The organism is Neobacillus ginsengisoli (genome assembly GCF_030813055.1).
The window spans coordinates 188,907-209,336 of record NZ_JAUSTW010000009.1 but is presented as its reverse complement, the minus strand read 5'-3'; the positions used below and the strand labels follow the sequence as shown (position 1 = coordinate 209,336).

The 20,430-nt window shown below is 40.5% G+C and carries 16 protein-coding genes; 14 read left to right on the top strand and 2 right to left on the bottom strand.

Annotation, left to right across the window (positions count from 1 at the left end; genetic code table 11):
- Positions 1-30 precede the first annotated feature (30 nt).
- The gene (locus J2S10_RS23125; protein ID WP_307412787.1) at positions 31-1,269 is read left to right on the top strand and encodes a sensor histidine kinase; all 1,239 of its coding nucleotides are present in this window, start codon (positions 31-33) and stop codon (positions 1,267-1,269) included.
- Positions 1,270-1,308: 39 nt separating this feature from the next.
- Positions 1,309-2,367, top strand: a complete 1,059-nt coding sequence (locus J2S10_RS23120; RefSeq protein ID WP_307412786.1) for a tartrate dehydrogenase — start codon at positions 1,309-1,311, stop codon at positions 2,365-2,367.
- Between the two features lie 199 nt (positions 2,368-2,566).
- Here J2S10_RS23120 and J2S10_RS23115 read toward each other — a convergent pair whose 3' ends face one another.
- Positions 2,567-3,754 (bottom strand): MFS transporter, encoded by a 1,188-nt coding sequence (locus J2S10_RS23115; protein WP_307412783.1) that lies wholly within the window; start codon positions 3,752-3,754, stop codon positions 2,567-2,569.
- Between the two features lie 206 nt (positions 3,755-3,960).
- Between J2S10_RS23115 and J2S10_RS23110 the strand changes: the two genes are divergently transcribed.
- The 5 genes from J2S10_RS23110 to ftsH all read left to right on the top strand — a co-directional run bounded on the left by J2S10_RS23110 (position 3,961) and on the right by ftsH (position 10,112).
- Positions 3,961-4,242 (top strand): hypothetical protein, encoded by a 282-nt coding sequence (locus J2S10_RS23110; protein WP_307412781.1) that lies wholly within the window; start codon positions 3,961-3,963, stop codon positions 4,240-4,242.
- A gap of 299 nt (positions 4,243-4,541) precedes the next feature.
- Positions 4,542-6,011, top strand: coding sequence for a protein adenylyltransferase SelO (locus J2S10_RS23105; protein WP_307412779.1), 1,470 nt, complete (start codon positions 4,542-4,544; stop codon positions 6,009-6,011).
- Positions 6,012-6,588: 577 nt separating this feature from the next.
- Positions 6,589-7,317 (top strand): ABC transporter ATP-binding protein, encoded by a 729-nt coding sequence (locus J2S10_RS23100; RefSeq protein WP_370876271.1) that lies wholly within the window; start codon positions 6,589-6,591, stop codon positions 7,315-7,317.
- Positions 7,314-8,084 carry an ABC transporter permease gene (locus tag J2S10_RS23095; RefSeq protein WP_307412776.1) on the top strand — a complete coding sequence of 257 codons (771 nt, stop codon included), beginning with the start codon at positions 7,314-7,316 and terminating at the stop codon, positions 8,082-8,084. Before J2S10_RS23100 ends, J2S10_RS23095 begins: the two co-directional genes overlap by 4 nt.
- Positions 8,085-8,288: 204 nt before the next feature.
- The gene (gene ftsH, locus J2S10_RS23090) at positions 8,289-10,112 is read left to right on the top strand and encodes an ATP-dependent zinc metalloprotease FtsH (RefSeq protein ID WP_307412775.1); all 1,824 of its coding nucleotides are present in this window, start codon (positions 8,289-8,291) and stop codon (positions 10,110-10,112) included.
- A gap of 400 nt (positions 10,113-10,512) precedes the next feature.
- Here ftsH and J2S10_RS23085 read toward each other — a convergent pair whose 3' ends face one another.
- Positions 10,513-12,333: a helix-turn-helix domain-containing protein gene (locus tag J2S10_RS23085; RefSeq protein ID WP_307412773.1), complete on the bottom strand. Its 1,821-nt coding sequence runs from the start codon at positions 12,331-12,333 to the stop codon at positions 10,513-10,515.
- 368 nt (positions 12,334-12,701) lie between these two features.
- On the opposite strand from J2S10_RS23085, the gene J2S10_RS23080 reads away from it, so the two are divergent.
- Genes J2S10_RS23080 through J2S10_RS23050 form a run of 7 tightly spaced genes read left to right on the top strand, consistent with a single transcriptional unit; the run spans position 12,702 to position 20,425 of the window.
- On the top strand, positions 12,702-13,841 hold the full coding sequence (locus tag J2S10_RS23080) for an acyl-CoA dehydrogenase (RefSeq protein ID WP_307412771.1): 1,140 nt from the start codon (positions 12,702-12,704) through the stop codon (positions 13,839-13,841).
- 42 nt (positions 13,842-13,883) lie between these two features.
- On the top strand, positions 13,884-15,518 hold the full coding sequence (locus tag J2S10_RS23075) for an AMP-binding protein (protein ID WP_307412902.1): 1,635 nt from the start codon (positions 13,884-13,886) through the stop codon (positions 15,516-15,518).
- A gap of 13 nt (positions 15,519-15,531) precedes the next feature.
- Positions 15,532-16,893, top strand: a complete 1,362-nt coding sequence (locus J2S10_RS23070) for an acetyl-CoA carboxylase biotin carboxylase subunit (protein ID WP_307412770.1) — start codon at positions 15,532-15,534, stop codon at positions 16,891-16,893.
- A 15-nt stretch (positions 16,894-16,908) separates the two neighbouring features.
- Positions 16,909-17,121 carry an acetyl-CoA carboxylase biotin carboxyl carrier protein subunit gene (locus J2S10_RS23065; protein WP_307412768.1) on the top strand — a complete coding sequence of 71 codons (213 nt, stop codon included), beginning with the start codon at positions 16,909-16,911 and terminating at the stop codon, positions 17,119-17,121.
- 21 nt (positions 17,122-17,142) lie between these two features.
- Positions 17,143-18,060, top strand: a complete 918-nt coding sequence (locus J2S10_RS23060; RefSeq protein ID WP_307412766.1) for a hydroxymethylglutaryl-CoA lyase — start codon at positions 17,143-17,145, stop codon at positions 18,058-18,060.
- A gap of 13 nt (positions 18,061-18,073) precedes the next feature.
- Complete coding sequence (locus J2S10_RS23055; protein ID WP_307412764.1) at positions 18,074-18,856, top strand: enoyl-CoA hydratase; 783 nt, start codon at positions 18,074-18,076, stop codon at positions 18,854-18,856.
- A gap of 24 nt (positions 18,857-18,880) precedes the next feature.
- Entirely contained in the window at positions 18,881-20,425 is a 1,545-nt protein-coding gene (locus J2S10_RS23050) for an acyl-CoA carboxylase subunit beta (protein WP_307412762.1), read from the top strand.
- Positions 20,426-20,430 lie beyond the last annotated feature (5 nt).

The window sequence follows — 20,430 nt, the reverse complement described above, 5'->3', positions numbered from 1 at the left end:
TGTAAAATGAACGGGAAAGGAGTACTTAGGATGTTCCGCAAAACACATCTACGACTGACTTTTTTAAATTCCTTGGTTTTTATTGTGTTGATTGGGATCCTTGGCAGTATTGTCTATTTTTATACCGAAAATAGTTTATATAAGGATGTAAATCAATCGCTGCTCGAATCCGCCCGTCATTTTCAGCAGGATCAGCCTGTATCTGATCGTAATGGCAGCCCTATGGGAATGAGAGGAGACCCAAGGATTGTTACGTTATTATGGAATGAAAAAAATAATTTACTGGATCAACAAAGTCATGACTCAGGAATTTTTCAAGATAATGAAAAGCTAATTGAACCGAAAAATTTAAATACACTGAAGGATGTCACTATCGAAGGATTTTCATTTAGATATATTTCAATTGAAATGTACACAAGCGATTCCGGGAAAATAAGAGTCCAATTCATTCGGAATGTAAATTCGGAAAAAGAATTACTAAATCGGCTGTTGTTGATTTTACTGATTGGTTGTGGCCTAGGAGTGATATGTGCAGTGGTTTCCGGTTATCTCCTAGCTGGAAAATCCTTGATACCCATTAAAAATGCCTGGCAAAAACAGCAGCAATTTGTGTCCGACGCTTCCCATGAGTTAAGAACTCCATTAGCAGTGATCCAAGCAAAAACTGATGTATTATTTCGTTCGCCGCAGGCAAGTATACGGGAAAAAATTATCGATGTCTCTGCGATTTCAAATGAATCGAGAAGGCTTTCGAAACTGGTGGCCAATTTACTGATATTAGCCAGATCGGATTCCAATCAAATTGAAATAAAGAAACAGGTTTTTCGATTGGATGAGCTTTTAAAAAATATAACACAGCAATTTGAAGATATCGCTACGTATCAAGGGAAGTCGATTCATTTAGATGTTTCAGAGTCTGTCCTCTTTCTTGCCGATCAGGAAAGAATTCATCAATTAATCGTTATCTTGCTGGACAATGCCATGAAGTATACAAATGAAGGCGGGGAGATCTGCCTTTCCTGTCATCAAATTGGCTCTTCCATTACCTTAAGGGTAAAAGATACAGGAATCGGCATCCCGGAAGAGGACATTCCAAAAATCTTTGACCGCTTTTATCAAAGGGATAAAGTAAGAACAGCAGGCGAAGGAACCGGACTTGGTTTATCGATCGCAAAATGGATTATTGAACAACATCAAGGAAAGACAAAGGTTCAAAGCATCCCCGGAAAAGGAACAACAATTGAAATGATATTCAAAAGACAGGTTTAGAAGTAAAATAATGATAAAAAGGATTGAGAGAGGGTCAGGATGAAAAAATTTGAGATTGCTGCTATACCTGGAGATGGAATAGGGAAGGAAGTAGTTCCGGTTTCATTACATGTTCTAAACACGATTGAAGAACTTCATGGCGGACTGAAATTTGATTTTAAAGAATTTCCTTGGAGCTGCGACTATTATCTGGAGCATGGAAAAATGATGCCGGAGGACGGGTTAGAAACATTAAAAAGCTTTGATGCTATTATTCTAGGGGCGATTGGAAACCCTGAACTTGTCCCAGATCATGTTTCATTATGGGGACTATTAATAAAAATTAGAAGAGAATTGGAGCAATCGATTAATATTCGTCCGGCTAAATTTTTTAAAGGTCTACAGTCGCCGCTCGTAAATCCCAAAGATTTTGATTTGATTGTTGTTAGGGAAAACAGTGAAGGTGAGTACAGTGAAGTCGGCGGCAGGATTCATCGAGGAGAAGATGAGGTAGTTATTCAAAATGCTGTATTCACAAGGAAAGGGACAGAGCGTGCCATGCGATACGCTTTTGAGCTGGCAAAGAAAAGAAGAGGGCATGTTGCTTCCGCGACAAAGTCAAACGGGATCATCCACTCAATGCCATTTTGGGATGAAGTTTTTAATGATGTAAGAGCGGATTATCCGGATATTCAAACCGCATCCTATCATATTGATGCCTTAGCAGCTTTTTTTGTGTCACGTCCGCAAATCTTTGATGTCATCGTTGCAAGCAACTTGTTTGGAGATATTTTAACAGATGTCGGCGGAGCGATTATGGGTAGCATTGGGATTGCTCCGGCAGCTAATATCAATTTAAATGGAAAATATCCTTCGATGTTTGAGCCTGTTCATGGATCAGCTCCGGATATTTTTGGCAAGGGGATTGCGAATCCAATTGGACAAATTTGGACAGCGAAAATGATGCTTGACCACTTCGGAGAGATTGAGCTGGGCCGAAAGCTTCTTGATGTTGTAGAGGATGCTACAAATGACGGTTTTAAGACACCTGATATAGGAGGGAAGGCTTCTACCATTGAGGTTGGGGATGAAATTTGTAGGAGGTTAAAAAGATTATAATTGGGGAAATTTAGAGGGGCTTTGATTTTAAGAAGGACAAAATCCACTTTAGGAAGAGGGAAGTTATCTTTGAAATCGGTTTTGAAGGACAGAATCTGCTTTAATAAGAGGGACTCTGTCTTTGAAATCGGTTTTGAAGGACAATATCCGCTCAGAGAAGTGGATATTGTCCTTCATCAAGTTACCCTGAAACAATTCTTTATCCAAGCTTACTTTGTAATACCCGACTGTTTCGCTGTATAACAAAAGCGCCACACAGCAAGAACAACGTCAAGGTAATATATAAAGCATTTTCGCCGCCAAAACCAAAAAAGAATGAGCCAAGGAGCGGGCCAATTGCTGCTCCGCTAAAGCGGATAAAGTTGTAAATCCCCATTACTGTTCCTTTCTCCTTGGTAAATAAATTAACAAGAGAGGTAATTTGCGAAGGTAGACTTATACCTTGCAAGACACCGTAGACAAGTAAAAATACAATTAATGCCGGTATTGTGATGAGGTGTAAGGAAAGCAATACCCAGAAAACCGCAACCCCTAATCCGAGTCCATATGCTGAATACACGAGAATAGACGTATGCCGCATAAACGTTTGAATTTTGCCTCCTAGGAAGGACCCCAAAACAATCCCCGCTGTCAAAGGAACGAAAAACAAGCCTTTCATTACCAGAGACACCGTAAAAAGTTCGTCCAGTAAACCGGGAATAAAAACTAAATAAATATAATAGCCGTAAAACTGTACAAAACCAAGCAGCATAATCGAAAAAGCGGCACGATTCTTTACTATCCCTGTGAAGGTTTTAAAGGTAATTCGGCTCGGAGCAGCATCCTTCTTTAGCGTCTCTTCTAACGTAAAATGGTTATAGAAGTATGCAAACAATGCTCCAGCAGCCAAAACGGCAAATGCCCAATGCCATTCAGCGTATGATGCAATCAAGCTTCCGATGACAGGACCGAGAACAGGACCAAGAAAAACCATAGTTTGGTACACACTCATAGCTTTGCCTCGCTCGGCTGGAGCATAAATGTCTCCAATAACAGCAGCGGCTACGACAGAGCCGGTCGTAATCCCAAAAGCTTGCATTGCTCTCCCGAAGAGAAACAGAAAATAGTTTGGTGAGAGAAAACAAATTAGGGAGCCAACCATAAAAATTAGCAGGCCCGGCAGCAAAGTTGCTTTTCGCCCGCGAGTATCTGTCAGGGGACCAATAAAGAACTGATTGGCGGCCAAAACAAACGTATATAGGGAGATGGTTAGATTCACCATAAATTGATTTACTGCAAAATAATGTCCAACCTCCACCAGACTAGGTGTATAAATGGTCTGGGTAAATGGCCCCAAAAACGCAGCAACCGATAATCCGAGCAAAATCTTTCCGTTTCTGGATTTCAATGATCTCACTTCCTTTTTTCATATAGCTTTAAAGAGAAACAGAAAGTTCAATGTTGATTGTAACATACAAGTTTTGCATAGGTGTATTCATATGCGAATTCAGATCTATATTTTTTTGCACTCCGGCAGTTTCTGGGCATTTGCCTTTTCACACCGTAAATGTCTGCATATTCTGTAGGATATTAACCCAAAAGGAGAATGCCCAAATGTATCCGTATGGAAATTATCCAATTCAACAGGGTCAGTTCGACTACAATCCATATGCACAGCAGGAACTATATGACCCGAACAGACAACTGTCGCAGCTACTGCAACTTCCTCAATGGCAGCAGCTTGAACGCAGAGTTAGTCAGCTTGAAAGGCAAAATGATCGGCAACAAAAAGAAATTGACCAGCTTCAACGCCGGCTTCATCGAGTAAATCAGCGGCTTCGTGCAGTGGAAAACAGATTACACATTCAATTTACCCCCTTCGACGGGGAGTTTTAAAGAAAAACTTTAGAAGCTGACTCGAAAAGAGCGTTCAACATAACCTTTTCGAGTCAGCTATTTTTTATAAATAGTAGTTTATTTGGATGTAGGGTATAATAAATTGGCAAAAGTAGACATTAAAAAGGGTTGCCAAGAGTTAATATGGAAATAGATAACCATATAAAGTACTTAATTAGGTTTGAAAAAATCTGAAAGCCGATTTTTTCTAGGGTATAAATCAACTGTCATATAGAAATGAGTCTATGTAAAAGAAAAAATTTTGGAAACAGAAAGACAAAAGAAGGGAAGGAGATACGATGGCAAAAGAAATAAAAGAAACAGGATGGAACTTAGACAACAGTTATTCCCGTTTGCCAAAATCATTTTTTTCCAGTCAGAACCCGACCCCTGTTCGCTCACCGAAGTTAATCATTCTCAATGATCCGTTGGCAACATCCCTGGGATTGAACGTCGAGACGCTGCAAAGCGAAAATGGCTTAGCGGTGTTCGCCGGCAACCGAATTCCCGAAGGTGCTTCGCCTCTTGCTCAAGCTTATGCCGGGCATCAATTTGGGCATTTTACGATGTTAGGTGACGGCCGGGCTATACTGCTTGGCGAACAGATCACCCCTTTAGGTGAACGGTTTGATATTCAGCTCAAGGGTCCGGGCAGGACGCCGTACTCCCGAGGGGGTGATGGTCGGGCGGCACTTGGACCGATGCTGCGCGAATACATCATTAGCGAAGCCATGCATGCGCTTGGTATCCCTACCACCCGAAGTCTTGCAGTGGTGACAACCGGTGAGGTGGTTATCCGCGAAACCGACTTGCCCGGTGCCATTCTGACCCGTACGGCTGCCAGTCATATCCGTGTCGGCACCTTTCAATACGTTGCAAAATGGGGCACAGTTGAGGAACTACGTATTCTGGCTGACTATACAATAAAGCGCCATTTTCCAGATGTTGAAGCTGATGAGAACCGATATCTTTCGCTACTTAAGGAAGTGATCAAGCGTCAGGCTGCACTGATTGCCAAATGGGAACTGGTTGGCTTTATCCACGGGGTGATGAACACCGATAACATGACCATTAGCGGAGAAACCATTGATTATGGTCCTTGCGCCTTCATGGATAATTATGATCCGGATACGGTTTTCAGTTCCATTGACCGCCAAGGCCGCTATGCCTATGGCAATCAGCCGTATATTGCCGGATGGAATCTGGCGCGATTTGCTGAAACCCTATTGCCGCTGCTTCATGACAATCAGGAACAGGCTGTCAAACTAGCCCAGGATGCGATTTCAGATTTTATGGAGCTGTATCTGAATAATTGGCATGCGGGAATGAGAGCAAAACTGGGAATTTTCAACGTGGAAAAACAGGATGAATCCCTTTTTGATGACCTCCTCAGTATGATGCAGGAGTCTCGAGGGGACTATACTAATACCTTCCGAGCCTTAACTTTTGATACACCGGAGGAAACGGTCCTGTTTGGGACCCCGAAATTTGCTCAGTGGTATGAGCTGTGGAAGGCAAGACTAGGCAGGCAGCAGGAATCGAAAGCCTCATCGCAACAGTTGATGCGGAACAGCAATCCTGCGCTTATCCCTCGGAACCACCGTGTAGAAGCCGCACTGGAAGCCGCAGTGAAACAAAGAGACTACAGCGTGATGGAGCAACTTCTTAATGTTCTTTCAAGCCCCTATGCGCATAATCCCGAACAGGCTGAATACTCCACACTGCCTGCGCCATCAACCAATCCTTACCGAACATTTTGCGGTACATGATATAGAAGCATTGGGATAGTCATTCTGCTTTTCTCAATCAAGTTGCTGCTTCGTCATGGTTTACTACTACTGATAATGCTACCTCTTTACTTGAGGTGGCATTATTTTAGTTTATGAATACCTTCATACACTAGAAGGAAGATTGACAAAATTAGAAGAGGAACGAAGGGAAGGTTTAAAGGATTTTCTGCCCCTTGAAATTAATAACTCTAAAGTTAAATGGTTATTCTATGCCATTTAACAATGCCTTTTTTCTTTGTGTTATAATATAAAAATTGGAGGTATCCAATGATGAATAATGAATTATTAGAAGTATTACGTTCAGTTTAAATAAACGTGTTTATGCTTTGGAAAGAAAGATACATAGGTTAAGCAGACAATAAAATTTAAGGAACCAACTATTGCTGGACCCGACATTTTCCTTCTTGCTCGGTCTTTTTTAATAGTATCCCGTATATAGAATGTAATCGGAGGAATGAAAGGTGGAAAAATATAATTTGAATAAACAGACTTTTCTTTTTGTACCTGAATTGGCAAATACACTTCCTGATACAAACTTGAGAAATCAAGAAAAATGATGTCAAACGATAATGAATTCATTAAATTTGAGAATGTCCATTATTCTTTTGGAGATGCACCTATTTTAATAGATATTACCGGTTCCTTTCCCGAGGGCAAAATTACTACATTAGTCGGTCCTTCAGGCGCAGGGAAAACAACCTTGTTTAAATTGTGTAATGGACTGATATCTCCTGATTCAGGTGCAATTTTTATTAATGGCAAAAAGATCGAAAGCTTTGACCCGGTCGAATTGCGCCGGAAAGTGGGGCTTGCTCTCCAAAGTGCAACGATGATCAGCGGAAGTGTATGGAGAAACCTTGCACTGCCGGTTACATTACAAGGAAAGCAGCTGCCTGAGGAGAAAGCTATAGAATTATTAAACCTTGTCGGACTGGAAGAAAAATTCTTGAAACGGAATGTAAAGGATTTATCCGGTGGTCAGCGTCAAAAGATATCCATCGCTCGCACCCTAGTAAACAGGCCAAAGGTGTTGCTGCTGGATGAAATAACTTCCTCGCTTGACCGTGTATCCCAGCAGGAAATTGAAGAGCTTATCGTTAGAATTAATAAAGAATATTTAACAACCATTGTCTGGATTACCCATAATCTAGAGCAAGCATTATCGATTGGCGACTATTCGTGGGTTATGATGGGCGGAGAAGTGATTGAAATCGGGGAGAGTGACATCCTTCATCATCCAAAAGATGAAAGAGTGCAACGCTTTGTAAGGGGGGATATGGAATGAGTTTTCTAACTTTAGCATTAGCCCTTATTTTCGTTCTAATCCCTATCATTTTATCGAAAACATTAAAATTGGGATTGGAAAAGGATACCATTATCGCTACCGTTCGCTCGATTTTTCAATTATTGATCGTCGGATATATCCTGAAATTCGTATTTGCTTCAGACCAATTTATTTTTATTATCCTAATGCTGATGCTAATGATTGGAGCTGCAACTCAAAATGCAAGAAAAAAAGGTGGATCCATTAAAGGTATGACAAGGAAACTGGTGGGAACTTTTGTGTTCGTTGAAGTGCTGACCCAAGCCATATTGATTGGATTTCACATCACACCTCCAACAGCACAATACATCATTCCCATTAGCGGGATGGTCGTCGGGAATTCTATGGTACTTGCCATATTGTTTCTCAATCGGTTCACGGCAGAAGTGGAGGCACGTCAGGATGAAACGGAACTGATTTTGTCACTGGGCGGAACTCCAAAGCAGGCAATTCAAACTTCTCTTATTACATCCATAAAAGCAAGCACGATTCCCACGATTGAAAGCCAGAAAACTATTGGTCTCGTTCAACTGCCAGGCATGATGAGCGGTCAAATTATTGCAGGCGCCAATCCCGTACAAGCTGTGCAGTTTCAGCTGCTCATTCTTTTCCTGTTATTAACGACTGCAGTTGTCACAAGTATTATGATTGGATTTCTATCTTATCCAACCTTATTTAACAAGCGTATGCAGATGCTAAAGCAAGAGCGGAATAAAAATTTCCTGTAAATTTAAATATGGCAGGGTGTCATCAAATATTTTGACAAGTGACACCTTGTTATTTATTATACCTATATAGTGACACGATGTCATATATATGTATTTTTAAAAATGGCATTGTACAAATTAGGGGGAGGAGCTTAGCCCAAAATAACCTTTTTTAATATTACTCGAGAAGTAAAAAATTACTAACCGCCCTGGAGGAACACATAAATGAAACAAATAAAACCACCTAAGAAACCGCTTCTTTTTTACTACGGAGTTACAATAGTTGTCATTTTGCTGCTAAATTCGTTTATTTTTCCTGCAATTTTTAATCATTCGGTAAAAGAAGTCGATTATGGGACATTTTTAACCATGGTTGAAAAAGGTAAGGTCAAGCAGGTTGAGATTGAAGATGATACTATTATGTTTAAACCTGTTGATACGAGTGAAGCTAAGCTTTATAAGACTGGAACAATCGACGACCCTCAATTAGTCGATCGCCTGCATAAGGCGAATGTTAAATTTACAAAGGTGATTCCGAAAGAAACCTCGCCGCTTTTAAATTTCATTTTGACTTGGATTCTTCCGTTCTTCATTTTTCTTGCGATCGGTCAATGGTTTATGAGAAAGATGCAAAATAAGATGATGGGCGGAGGAGGTCCCTTATCGTTTGGAAAAAGTAATGCCAAAGTATATGTAGAAGCACAAACCGGGATTACTTTCAAAGATGTGGCAGGTCAGGATGAAGCAAAAGAGGCCTTGCAGGAAATTGTCGATTTCCTCCATAACCCTAAAAAATATAAAGAAATCGGTGCAAATATTCCAAAGGGAGCCTTGTTAGTCGGCCCTCCAGGAACAGGAAAAACCCTTCTAGCGAAAGCAGTAGCAGGGGAATCCAAGGTTCCTTTCTTTTCCATGTCAGGTTCTGAATTTGTTGAGATGTTTGTCGGTATGGGTGCTGCAAGGGTCAGAGATTTATTTAAACAAGCGCAAGAGAAAGCACCATGCATTGTTTTTATTGATGAAATCGATGCGATCGGAAAAAGCCGTAATTCTGGTATGCCCGGTGGCAATGATGAAAGGGAACAAACCTTAAATCAGCTTCTAACGGAAATGGATGGATTTGATGCCGATAAAGGTGTCGTCATCTTGGCAGCAACCAACAGACCTGAAACTCTTGATAAAGCACTTCTAAGACCAGGCAGATTCGATAGAAGAGTTCCGGTTGAATTACCTGACTTGGCAGGCCGTGAAGCGATTTTAAGGGTACATGCCAAGGACGTGAAATTAGATGATCATATCGATTTTAATGTAATTGCCAGGGCTACCTCGGGAGCTTCCGGGGCTGATTTAGCCAATATTATCAATGAAGCAGCACTAAGAGCCGTCAGATTGGGTCGCAACAAGGTGATCCAAAGTGATTTGGAAGAGTCAGTTGAAGTGGTTATTGCCGGATATCAAAGGAAAAATGCTGTGATTTCAATGAAAGATAAATTAACGATCTCCTATCATGAGATTGGCCACGCTTTAGTTGCGGCAAAACAAAGTTTTTCCGCACCTGTTCATAAAATTACTATCATCCCTAGGACTTCTGGTGCACTAGGCTATACGATGCAGGTGGATGAGCATGAAACAATACTGATGACGAAAGAACAGGCTTTGGATAAAATCACAACCTATATGGGAGGTCGTGCGGCAGAAGAGATTATTTTTAAAACCGTTACATCCGGCGCTTCCAATGATATTGAACAAGCAACCAAGATTGCCAGAGCCATGGTAACCAGGTTTGGGATGAGTGAGGAATTTGATATGATGGCCCTAGAAACCGTTAATAACCCGTATTTGGGTGGAGATACTTCTCTTATGGTATCAGCAGAAACAGCTTCAAAGGTAGATGCAGAGATCCTTAAAATAATTAAATCCTGTCATCAAAAAGCCATTAAGATTTTGGAGGAAAATAAAGATAAATTGCACGAATTGACAAAATATCTTTTAGAGAAGGAAACGATAACAGGAGAGGAATTTATGTCCATTTTAGTAAAACCGTCATAATCAAAAAGGCTAGGGTGCTCGGGTTTACTGTCGGATAGGTTGGTTTTACTCTCGTTTATGGGGGATTTACTCTCGGAAACGAAGCCTACTTTTTAGAAGTTGGTGCCTGCTCCCTTGCGTGAGAAATACAAGATTGGGTGTCCTTTAACGGAAAATTATGGAAAGAAAGAATTTTCAAGCTAAGTCTGATATTAGATGAAAATGGGCTCAGATAAAACCATTAAATATGATCCGGCTAAGTCCGTTTTGAAATATAAAGTCGGTGATGAAATTAAATTGAAGGATAAGGATTTTGAATTAATATCCGAGGCTTTTTTTGCTGAAATTGAAAAGAAGTTTTTATAAAGTACCACTTTATGGCATTCATTGAAATTTGAGTGCCATTTTTTCACCCAACAGATCAGAATGGATCTGTTGGATGTTTTTTTACATACTTGAACATACTTACCGCTAAATGAATGTTAAGTAATTGTTTACTATCTGTTAAATCAATAGAGAGAATTTCTTCAATCCTTTTTAAACGATAGTTTAGGGTGTTTATATGGACATGCAAGGCATCTGCCGTTCTCTTTACATTTTGATTCCCTTCCAGATACTCATAAAGTGTCTTAAGTAGATCTCCTTTTCGTGAATTTTCATAGTCAATAAGGGGACCTAACACTTCATTGATAAAATCAATCACTTCCTCCTCTGAATTTTGAAGGATGAACCTTTGTATACCAAGGTCTGTATAACTGACTATTGAATTTTCCCAATTAATACGCTGAATAAATTTCAAACATTTTTCAGCTTCCTGGAGGGATTTGTGAACATTAAGTATCCCTTGTTTGACTCGTCCGATTCCAAAAGCAACCTCAACCTCCCATTTCCTAGACATAATTTCCTGCTGAATCCATTTTGCCCTTTCTTTTATACGTGAAATGATCAAAGAAAAAGCAATATTGGAATGATAGGAGAGAAGAACGACGATTTGATGATGATGCCTTACTGTCATGCCTTTGGTGGATTGCTCCAAAAAAGCCTGATTTGTAATTTGAATTATTTTTCTTATAAGACCATCTTTAGGATGGAATTTATTATTAGAGTTCGTGGAAAATTCAATAATGATAGTGATGTAGTTTCGTGTAGGATTTAAATTCAGACTTTTTGCCTTTTGTATTAGGGCATCATCCATATGCTCTGCAAAAATTCTTGTTACGAACTCTCCTTTTAATCGTTGCTGAGTGTCAAATAAAGTCTGTTCTTTAAAAAGTTCTAATGAAAGGACGGTACAAGCATGTTCGAGAGCCGCAATATCCACATCAGCCATTTTTTTAGTAGAAAGGATGACCAACAAACCAAGAAAATTAGGTTTAGATCCAAGAGGCAAGCTAACCAAATGGTAGGGCATTCCATCTATTTCCGTTTCTTTTACAGCTAGTGTATTTTCAGGTGACTTCATAAACACACTGGCCTGTTGTTTTACAAACTTTAGGATCTCGCTTGATAGGCTTGGATCATAGGATGATGCCATCAGCTCTCCTAAATCATCAAATAAAAAAGTGTTTTGCCCAATCCATTGATGAATATACTGAAGAATGGAATGAAGATCCTCGCCTTGGAGGACAAGATTCGCCAAGGTTCTGTGTGCTTCAATCGAATCCGAAAGGCTATTTACAGTTTCTTCTTTTTCCTTGTAGAGGCTTGATCTTTCTATAGCGACAGCCGCTTGATGACAAATTGCCTCTAATAGATGAGTATCCTCAGGCTTAAAGTTTTTAGACTGTTGGAAAGAATCCAATGTAAACACTCCGATGCATTTACCTTTCAAAAATATGGGGGAAGAAATAACAGTTGAAAAACTAAAATTATTAGGAATAGACCTCCTTAATAGCTCAGAATTTTGTGAAGATAACGATGTTAATGCTTTTTTTATTTCTTTCTCATTTGGAAATATTAAAGAGTTTCTAGCTTCAAAGGTTTTGCCTGTCATGGATTCACCGGGTTTTAGCCGGATCTGTTGAAAAATCTTTGGGTAAAACACGCCCTGTGCGGATTGTGCGATTAGGCAATCTTTATTTTTATCATATAACCATAGTGAGCCGCCTTCGGCAGCTTCAACAACAGAAATAGTTTCTCTCATAATTAATTCAATAATGGTGTCAATATCAATTGATGTATTTAGAACATTGGAAATATGTATTAAGGATTGAAGCTGGCGATGTGTTAATGTCTCCTCCATTTGGCCCTCCTTAGAAATTAGTAAATTACTAACTCAAATCCTATTATTAGTCTAAATTAACAAATACATATTCTTAAAAATTGATTAAAATTTTTCAATAAATTTACTACTTTTCCTAACAATCAGCCAAAATAAACATTTATCTAAGTAGAATTATAGAAAACCATGGGAAACTTATCAATTATTCTTTTTGTGTAAAACCTACAAAAATTATTTAATCATTTTTATGAAGATAAACATAGTATTCTCATATTTTATTGCTATAATTATTAGAAGATTTAGATTTATATTTAAAAAATTCATCTTAGAAACAATCAGAATTGTATCAAAATTTAATTCTATTAAAACAAGAGAGGATTGATACTAATATGAATTTTGATTTAACAGAAGAACAGGCAATGATTCGAAAATTAATTCGTGATTTTGCAGAAGCAGAAGTAGCCCCAGGGGCCGATGAAAGAGACCGAAAAGGGGAATTTCCAAAGGAAATTTTCGATAAGTTGGCGAAGTTGGGAATCATGGGACTGCCATTTCCTGAACAATATGGCGGAGGTGGAGCTGATACCATAAGTTTTGCCATTGCAGTAGAGGAATTAAGCCGGGTATGTGGGTCTACTGGAATCACATACTCTGCGCATATTTCATTAGGCGGTGCTCCGATTAATTTATTTGGTACACATGAACAAAAGGAAAAATATTTAACTCCACTTTGTACTGGGGAATATTTGGGGGCTTTTGGACTGACAGAGCCGAATGCCGGGTCTGATGCCGGAGGAACTCAAACGACTGCAACATTAAATGGTGACCAGTGGTCCATTTCCGGTTCCAAATGTTTTATTACAAATGCCAGCTATGCAAAAAATCTTGCCATTACAGCCGTTACCGACCGTTCGAAAGGAACTAATGGAATAAGTGCATTTATGGTATCGACGGATGCTCCAGGGTTTACTGTCATTAACAATTATGAAAAGATGGGCCTTCACGCATCGAATACAACAGAATTAATACTTGAAAATGTAAGCGTATCCAAAGACGACTTGTTAGGTGTTGAAGGAAATGGTTTTAAACAGTTTTTAGCTACTCTTGACGGAGGCCGGATCGGCATTGGCGCAATGGCTGTGGGGATTGCTCAAGGCGCCTATGAGAAAGCGCTTCAATATGCTCAAGAAAGAAAACAATTCGGCCAAAGCATTTCGAAGTTTCAAGTAATTCAATTCAAACTGGCTGATATGGCCATGAACATTGAAGTAGCCCGAAACATAGTATATAAAGCAGCATGGTTAAAGGATCAAGGGAAGAAATTTAAAAAGGAAGCCGCTATGGCCAAATTATTTGCATCGGAAATCTGTATGCGGGTTTGTGATCAAGCTGTTCAAATCCATGGCGGATATGGGTATATGAAGGAGTATCAGGTGGAACGTTTCTTCCGTGACGCGAAACTTCTGGAGATTGGGGAAGGAACCTCTGAAGTCCAAAGAATGGTCATTGCACGCGAAATTGGTTGTTAACAACTTACTAATTTTAAGAGGAGAATTTCCAATATGAATGAAATCCTTCAAATTACGGTAGGAAAGCTGTTAGAAAATCTGGCATTGGAAAGACCTGAAAATGAAGCCGTCGTCTATGCAGATCGAGGTCTTCGCTATACCTATAAGCAATTCAATGACCTGTGCAGGCAAGTGGCAAAAGGATTTATGAAGCTGGGAATCGGTAAGGGAGAACATATGGCCATATGGGCGGCCAATCGTCCTGAGTGGGTCGTTACCCAATTCGCCTCCGGTAAGATGGGCGGTGTCCTTACTACCGTAAATACCAATTATCAGGCAGCCGAACTAGAGTTTTTATTAAAGCAATCAGATGCAACTACGTTAATTTTAATGGAATCATACCGTCATACACCCTACGTTGACGTGCTTTATCAGGTTGTCCCGGAATTAAAAAATTCCCATCCCGGCTGCCTGCAATCTGAAAAGCTCCCTTATCTAAAGAATGTCATTGTTTTAGGTGATACCCGCTATCCGGGTATGTTTCTGTGGTCGGATATTTTAACAATGGGAAACGATGTCAGTGATGATGAATTAATGAACAGAATGGATTCATTGGATCCAAACGACGTCATCAACATGCAATATACATCGGGTACCACTGGATTTCCAAAAGGAGTTATGCTGACTCATATTAATATCGTTAACAACGGGTTCAATATTGCTAAATGTATGAAGCTTACATATAAAGATCGAATGTGTATTCCGGTTCCTTTCTTCCATTGCTTTGGTTGTGTACTGGGAACCATGGCATGTGTAACGGTTGGAGCTACGATGGTGCCGATTCAGGAATTCGATGTGGTCTCGGTTCTAAAAACGGTACAGGATGAGAAATGTACTGCTCTGCACGGCGTTCCGACCATGTTCATTGCTGAATTAAATCATCCTGATTTTGAAAAATATGATCTGTCATCATTAAGGACAGGAATCATGGCGGGTTCGACTTGCCCAATTGAAGTTATGAAAGCCGTAGTTGGAAAAATGGGGGCTAGCGAAATAACCATTGTATACGGGCAGACAGAATCTTCACCGGGAATTACCCAGACAAGAACCAATGACCCAATTGAACTAAGAGTAAGTACAGTTGGCCGCGCCCTACCTAACGTGGAAGTGAAAATTTGTGATCCTTCGACGAATCAGGAGGTACCAAGGGGTGTACAAGGAGAGTTATGTACACGTGGCTATCATGTCATGAAAGGTTATTATAAAAATCTGGATGCAACAATGGAAGCAATCGATCCAGAAGGATGGCTACATACCGGTGATTTGGCTGTTATGAATGAAGCCGGATATTGTACGATAACCGGACGTTTAAAAGATATGATCATTCGCGGCGGCGAAAATATCTATCCACGTGAGATAGAAGAGTATATCTATACTCATCCAAAAGTATTGGATGTACAGGTCATCGGGATTCCAGATGAAAAATATGGTGAAGAAGTTATGGCGTGGATTCGCCTTAAAGAAGAGACATCCGCCACAGCAAAAGAAATTCAGGATTATTTTGTTGGGAAAATCTCCCGCCACAAAATACCTCGCTTTATTGAATTTTGTGATGAATTTCCAATGACCGCATCGGGTAAAATTCAAAAATTTAAACTGAGGGAACAATCCGTACAATTAATTAGGTTGAAAAATTAAAGGGGGAGCGCACATGTTTAAAAAGGTGTTAATTGCTAACCGGGGGGAAATTGCGGGACGAGTAATCCGGACTTGTAAAGCATTGGGGATCCAAACGGTCGGAATTTACTCAGAAGCTGATAAGGATGCCCTCCATGTGAAAGCGGCGGATGAGGCTTATTTACTGGGGGGACCCAAAGTTTCAGAAAGCTACTTGAACATCGATAAAATCATCGAAATCGCTCGTCAATCCGGAACAGAAGCGATTCACCCAGGATACGGACTTCTTTCGGAGAACGCCGAATTTGCCCGCCGCTGCGAGGAAGAAGGCATAGTTTTTATTGGCCCAACTCACGATGTTATTTCCAAAATGGGCAGCAAAATTGAGGCAAGAAAGTTAATGGAGTTAGCAGGAGTTCCCGTTGTGCCTGGGATTACCTACCCTTTAGCTGATGTGGAGGAAGCTATAGAAATAGCTGGGAAAATTGGCTATCCGATTATGCTGAAGGCTTCTGCAGGCGGCGGTGGTATTGGCATGCAGATCGTTCGAAGCGATGATGAACTTAGAAAAGCATTTGAAGGCAATCAGAAACGCGCTGTTAGTTTTTTTGGTAATGGAGAAATGTTTATTGAAAAATATGTTGAAAATCCTCATCATATTGAAATTCAAATTCTAGCTGATTCAAGCGGGAATACCGTTTATTTATGGGAACGTGAGTGTTCCATTCAACGACGCCATCAAAAAGTAGTCGAAGAGGCTCCATCACCATTTTTAGATGAGGCTACCCGCAGTAAGATGGGAGAAGCTGCTGTAAAAGCTGCCAAATCAATCGGCTATAAAAATGCAGGTACGATCGAATTTTTAGTCGATGAGCATAAAAATTTCTACTTTTTGGAAGTGAATACCCGCTTGCAAGTGGAACATCCCGTAACAGAAGAAATTACTGGGTTGGACCTAGTTGCCGAGCAGCTTCGAATTGCCTACGGCGAGTCCTTACCGTTTAAACAATCTGAGATTAAACGTGAAGGGCATGCGATTGAAGTGCGAATCTATGCAGAGGATCCGAAAACCTTCTTCCCTTCTCCAGGAAAAATTACAACTTTAGTTTTACCGGAGGGCCCTGGGATTCGACATGAATTAGGAGTGAGCGAACAGTCAGTCGTTACCCCTTTTTACGATCCGATGATTGCCAAGCTTGTCGTAAAGGGGAAGGATCGTGAGGAGGCAATTGGCATTCTAAAGGATGCATTAGCCCTTTATGAAGTACAAGGAATTAAAACCAATATCCCGATGCTCCAACAAGTTGTCGAGCACCAAGCCTATCGTTCAGGTAATACGACAACGAACTTTGTAGAAAAGTATCTGCAGGGAACTAACAAAAAAGTCATGAAATAAGTGGAGGTTTTACTAATGAATAAAATTGTTGCAGTAATGGCAGGTAATGTCTGGAAGGTTTTAATTCAACCAGGTGACCGGGTAGAGGAAGGGCAGGATGTCATCATTTTAGAATCGATGAAAATGGAAATTCCTATTACGGCGGAATTCGCTGGTACGGTTAAGGAAGTAAAAGTAAATGAAGGCGACTTTGTAAATGAAGAAGACGTATTAATTGAAATGGAATAATCCTTCAAGGGAGTTGAGAACATGAACTGGCCAACGAATGTAACCATTAAAGAAGTTGGACCAAGAGATGGGCTGCAAAATGAGCAAACATTTCTTTCGGTGGAGGATAAAATCAGCTGGATTAATCAACTGTCTCGTACAGGTCTTCAATCTATCGAAATTACTTCATTTGTGAATCCCAAGTGGATTCCTGCGCTCGCTGATTCCCTTGAGGTGGCAAAAGGAATTGAACGCCTGCCAGGTATCACTTATACAGCACTTGTCCCAAACCGTCATGGGCTTGAGAGGGCATTTAAGGGCAGCGTGGATGAAGTCGCCGTATTTATGTCGGCCAGTGAAACACACAACCAAAAAAATATCAACAAATCCATACAGGAAACCTTTCCTGTATTAAGAGAAGTCGTCCAGGAAGCATTATCGGCAGGAAAGTCTGTCCGCGGCTATGTTTCAACCGTTTTTGGATGCCCATATGAAGGTCAGGTTTCGGTTGAAAATGTGATTTGTGTGGCTGAACATTTATTTGAAATGGGGATTCAGGAATTATCCTTGGGTGATACAATTGGCGTTGCCAATCCCAAGCAAGTGCAAGCCGTGTTAAATATTCTTTTAAAACGATTTCCTGTTGAAAAATTAGCACTACACTTTCACGATACGCACGGCACAGCACTAGCGAATATTCTGGCGTCATTAGACATGGGGATCACTACCTTTGATTCTTCAACAGGTGGATTAGGAGGCTGTCCTTATGCCCCTGGTGCTTCAGGAAATGTGGCCACAGAAGATGTTCTTTACATGCTGAATAACATGGAGATTCAAACAGGAGTCAATCTAGAAAAACTGCTGAGTGCCGGACACTTTATCCAAGAAAAAATAGGAAGAACACTAACTAGCCGCAATCTTCAAGCATGTAACATCAATCATACCAGTCCACATAAATAAAGAGGTGACACATATGGATCAAGCTGTGCTTGTTTCTACATTAGAAAATGGAATTGTTGTCATTACATTAAATCGGCCCGATGCTGCGAATGCACTATCTATCAAAGTTCTGGAAGAACTTAAAAACGTAATCGATAACTGTAAATTTGACCCATCCGTTCGTTGTTTGGTAATTACAGGAGCTGGAGAAAAAGTTTTTTGTGCAGGGGCAGATTTAAAAGAGCGGGCTGGAATGGATGAGCAGACAGTAAGGAAAACCGTTTCCTTGATTCGGGAGTGCATCAACAATCTAGAAACCTTACCTCAACCCGTCATTGCTGCGGTAAATGGTGCTGCGTTTGGGGGTGGAACTGAATTGGCTTTGGCATGTGATATTCGTGTGGCCTCAGAAAAAGCAAAATTCGGTCTTACTGAGACTTCACTCGGAATCATCCCCGGTGCTGGCGGCACACAGCGGCTCCCTAGGCTGGTCGGGAAAGGAAGGGCGAAAGAGCTTATTTTTACAGCAAGACGTATTGATGCGGAGGAAGCAAAGGAAATTGGCTTAGTTGAATATGTAGAATCTCCAGAATCACTGTTAGAAAAGGCAATTGAAATAGCGGGCCAGATTGTTCGAAATGCGCCTATTGCGGTTCGCCAAGCCAAATTTGCCATTGAAAAAGGATTTGATGTCGATTTAACAACAGGGCTTGCAATTGAACAAAATGCCTATGAAGTCACCATCCCTACAAAGGATCGTTTGGAAGGGCTTCAGGCTTTCAAAGAAAAGCGGTCACCTGCTTATAAAGGTGAATAACTTCATTAGAAGGAGGAAAACGTTATGACCATTGAAGTTCAAAAAGAGAGTCGAACATTACAAGAACGGCTTGAAAAGATTTATAAAGGCGGTGCTCCAAAATATCACGAAAAAAACAGCGAGCAGGGAAAACTATTTGTCCGTGATCGTTTAAAGCTATTGTTGGACCCAGGTTCTGAGCTCGAAGATGCCTTATTTGCTAATTGTCTTTCAGAGGATCTTCCAGCTGATGGTGTCGTTACGGCCATCGGAAAAATAAATGGTAAGACCGTTTGTGTAATGGCAAACGATTCAACGATTAAAGCCGGTTCTTGGGGATCACGGACAGTTGAAAAAATCATTCGAATTCAAGAAACTGCCGAAAAACTGAGAGTACCTTTGATTTATCTCGTTGATTCCGCAGGAGCACGTATAACAGATCAAGTTGAAATGTTTCCCGGGCGCCGCGGAGCAGGTCGGATTTTTTACAATCAGGTAAAATTATCAGGAAAAATCCCACAGGTGTGCATTTTGTTCGGACCTTCTGCAGCGGGTGGAGCATACATCCCGGCATTTTGTGACATTGTCATCATGGTCGATAAAAATTCCTCTATGTATCTTGGATCACCACGGATGGCGGAAATGGTGATCGGTGAAAAAGTAACGCTGGAAGAAATGGGCGGTGCACGCATGCACTGTTCGGTTTCGGGCTGCGGAGATATTTTGGCTAAAAATGAAGAAGACGCCATCGTAATGGCCCGAAAATACCTCTCTTATTTTCCAGCAAATTTTTCGGAAAAGCCGCAAAGTCAAGAAGCACTGCCGCCTAAGTCATTCGAAAAAACCATAGAAGACCTTATTCCTACAAATCAGAATACACCTTTTAACATGTATGAATTGATAGACCGAATTATTGATGAAGGATCCTTTTTTGAAATCAAGAAGCTTTTTGCTGCTGAATTAATTACGGGATTATCCCGTATTAATGGAAAACCTATCGGGATTATCGCAAACCAGCCAAGATTTAAAGGTGGAGTTTTGTTCCATGATTCCGCAGATAAAGCAGCTAAATTTATTAATCTATGCGATGCCTTCCATATTCCGATCCTATTCCTTGTGGATGTCCCTGGTTTTATGATTGGGACAAAGGTTGAGCGGGCGGGTATCATCCGCCATGGAGCAAAAATGATTTCGGCTATGGCAGAAGCAACCGTACCGAAAATTTCTGTCATTGTCCGTAAAGCCTATGGAGCCGGACTCTATGCAATGGCAGGCCCTGCATTTGAACCAGATTGCTGCCTCGCTTTACCTACAGCTCAAATTGCTGTGATGGGGCCAGAGGCCGCAGTTAACGCAGTCTATTCCAATAAAATTGAGAAATTGCCAGATGACGAGAAGGCTGCATTTGTTGAACAAAAACGTGAAGAATATACGAAAGATATTGATATTTATAGACTGGCTTCCGAAATGATAATTGATGGTATTATTCCAGCCAATTCCCTGCGTGAGGAACTGGCCAATCGATTTGAAGCGTATTCCACTAAATATACTTGTTTCTCTGAACGAAAACATCCTGTTTATCCAGTATAAAATAT

Coding starts and splice junctions, on each gene's coding strand:
- J2S10_RS23125 (WP_307412787.1), top strand. CDS start 31: ATGTTCCGCAAAACACATCTACGACTGACTTTTTTAAATTCCTTGGTT.
- J2S10_RS23120 (WP_307412786.1), top strand. CDS start 1,309: ATGAAAAAATTTGAGATTGCTGCTATACCTGGAGATGGAATAGGGAAG.
- J2S10_RS23110 (WP_307412781.1), top strand. CDS start 3,961: ATGTATCCGTATGGAAATTATCCAATTCAACAGGGTCAGTTCGACTAC.
- J2S10_RS23105 (WP_307412779.1), top strand. CDS start 4,542: ATGGCAAAAGAAATAAAAGAAACAGGATGGAACTTAGACAACAGTTAT.
- J2S10_RS23100 (WP_370876271.1), top strand. CDS start 6,589: ATGTCAAACGATAATGAATTCATTAAATTTGAGAATGTCCATTATTCT.
- J2S10_RS23095 (WP_307412776.1), top strand. CDS start 7,314: ATGAGTTTTCTAACTTTAGCATTAGCCCTTATTTTCGTTCTAATCCCT.
- ftsH (WP_307412775.1), top strand. CDS start 8,289: ATGAAACAAATAAAACCACCTAAGAAACCGCTTCTTTTTTACTACGGA.
- J2S10_RS23085 (WP_307412773.1), bottom strand. CDS start 12,333: ATGGAGGAGACATTAACACATCGCCAGCTTCAATCCTTAATACATATT.
- J2S10_RS23080 (WP_307412771.1), top strand. CDS start 12,702: ATGAATTTTGATTTAACAGAAGAACAGGCAATGATTCGAAAATTAATT.
- J2S10_RS23070 (WP_307412770.1), top strand. CDS start 15,532: ATGTTTAAAAAGGTGTTAATTGCTAACCGGGGGGAAATTGCGGGACGA.
- J2S10_RS23065 (WP_307412768.1), top strand. CDS start 16,909: ATGAATAAAATTGTTGCAGTAATGGCAGGTAATGTCTGGAAGGTTTTA.
- J2S10_RS23060 (WP_307412766.1), top strand. CDS start 17,143: ATGAACTGGCCAACGAATGTAACCATTAAAGAAGTTGGACCAAGAGAT.
- J2S10_RS23055 (WP_307412764.1), top strand. CDS start 18,074: ATGGATCAAGCTGTGCTTGTTTCTACATTAGAAAATGGAATTGTTGTC.
- J2S10_RS23050 (WP_307412762.1), top strand. CDS start 18,881: ATGACCATTGAAGTTCAAAAAGAGAGTCGAACATTACAAGAACGGCTT.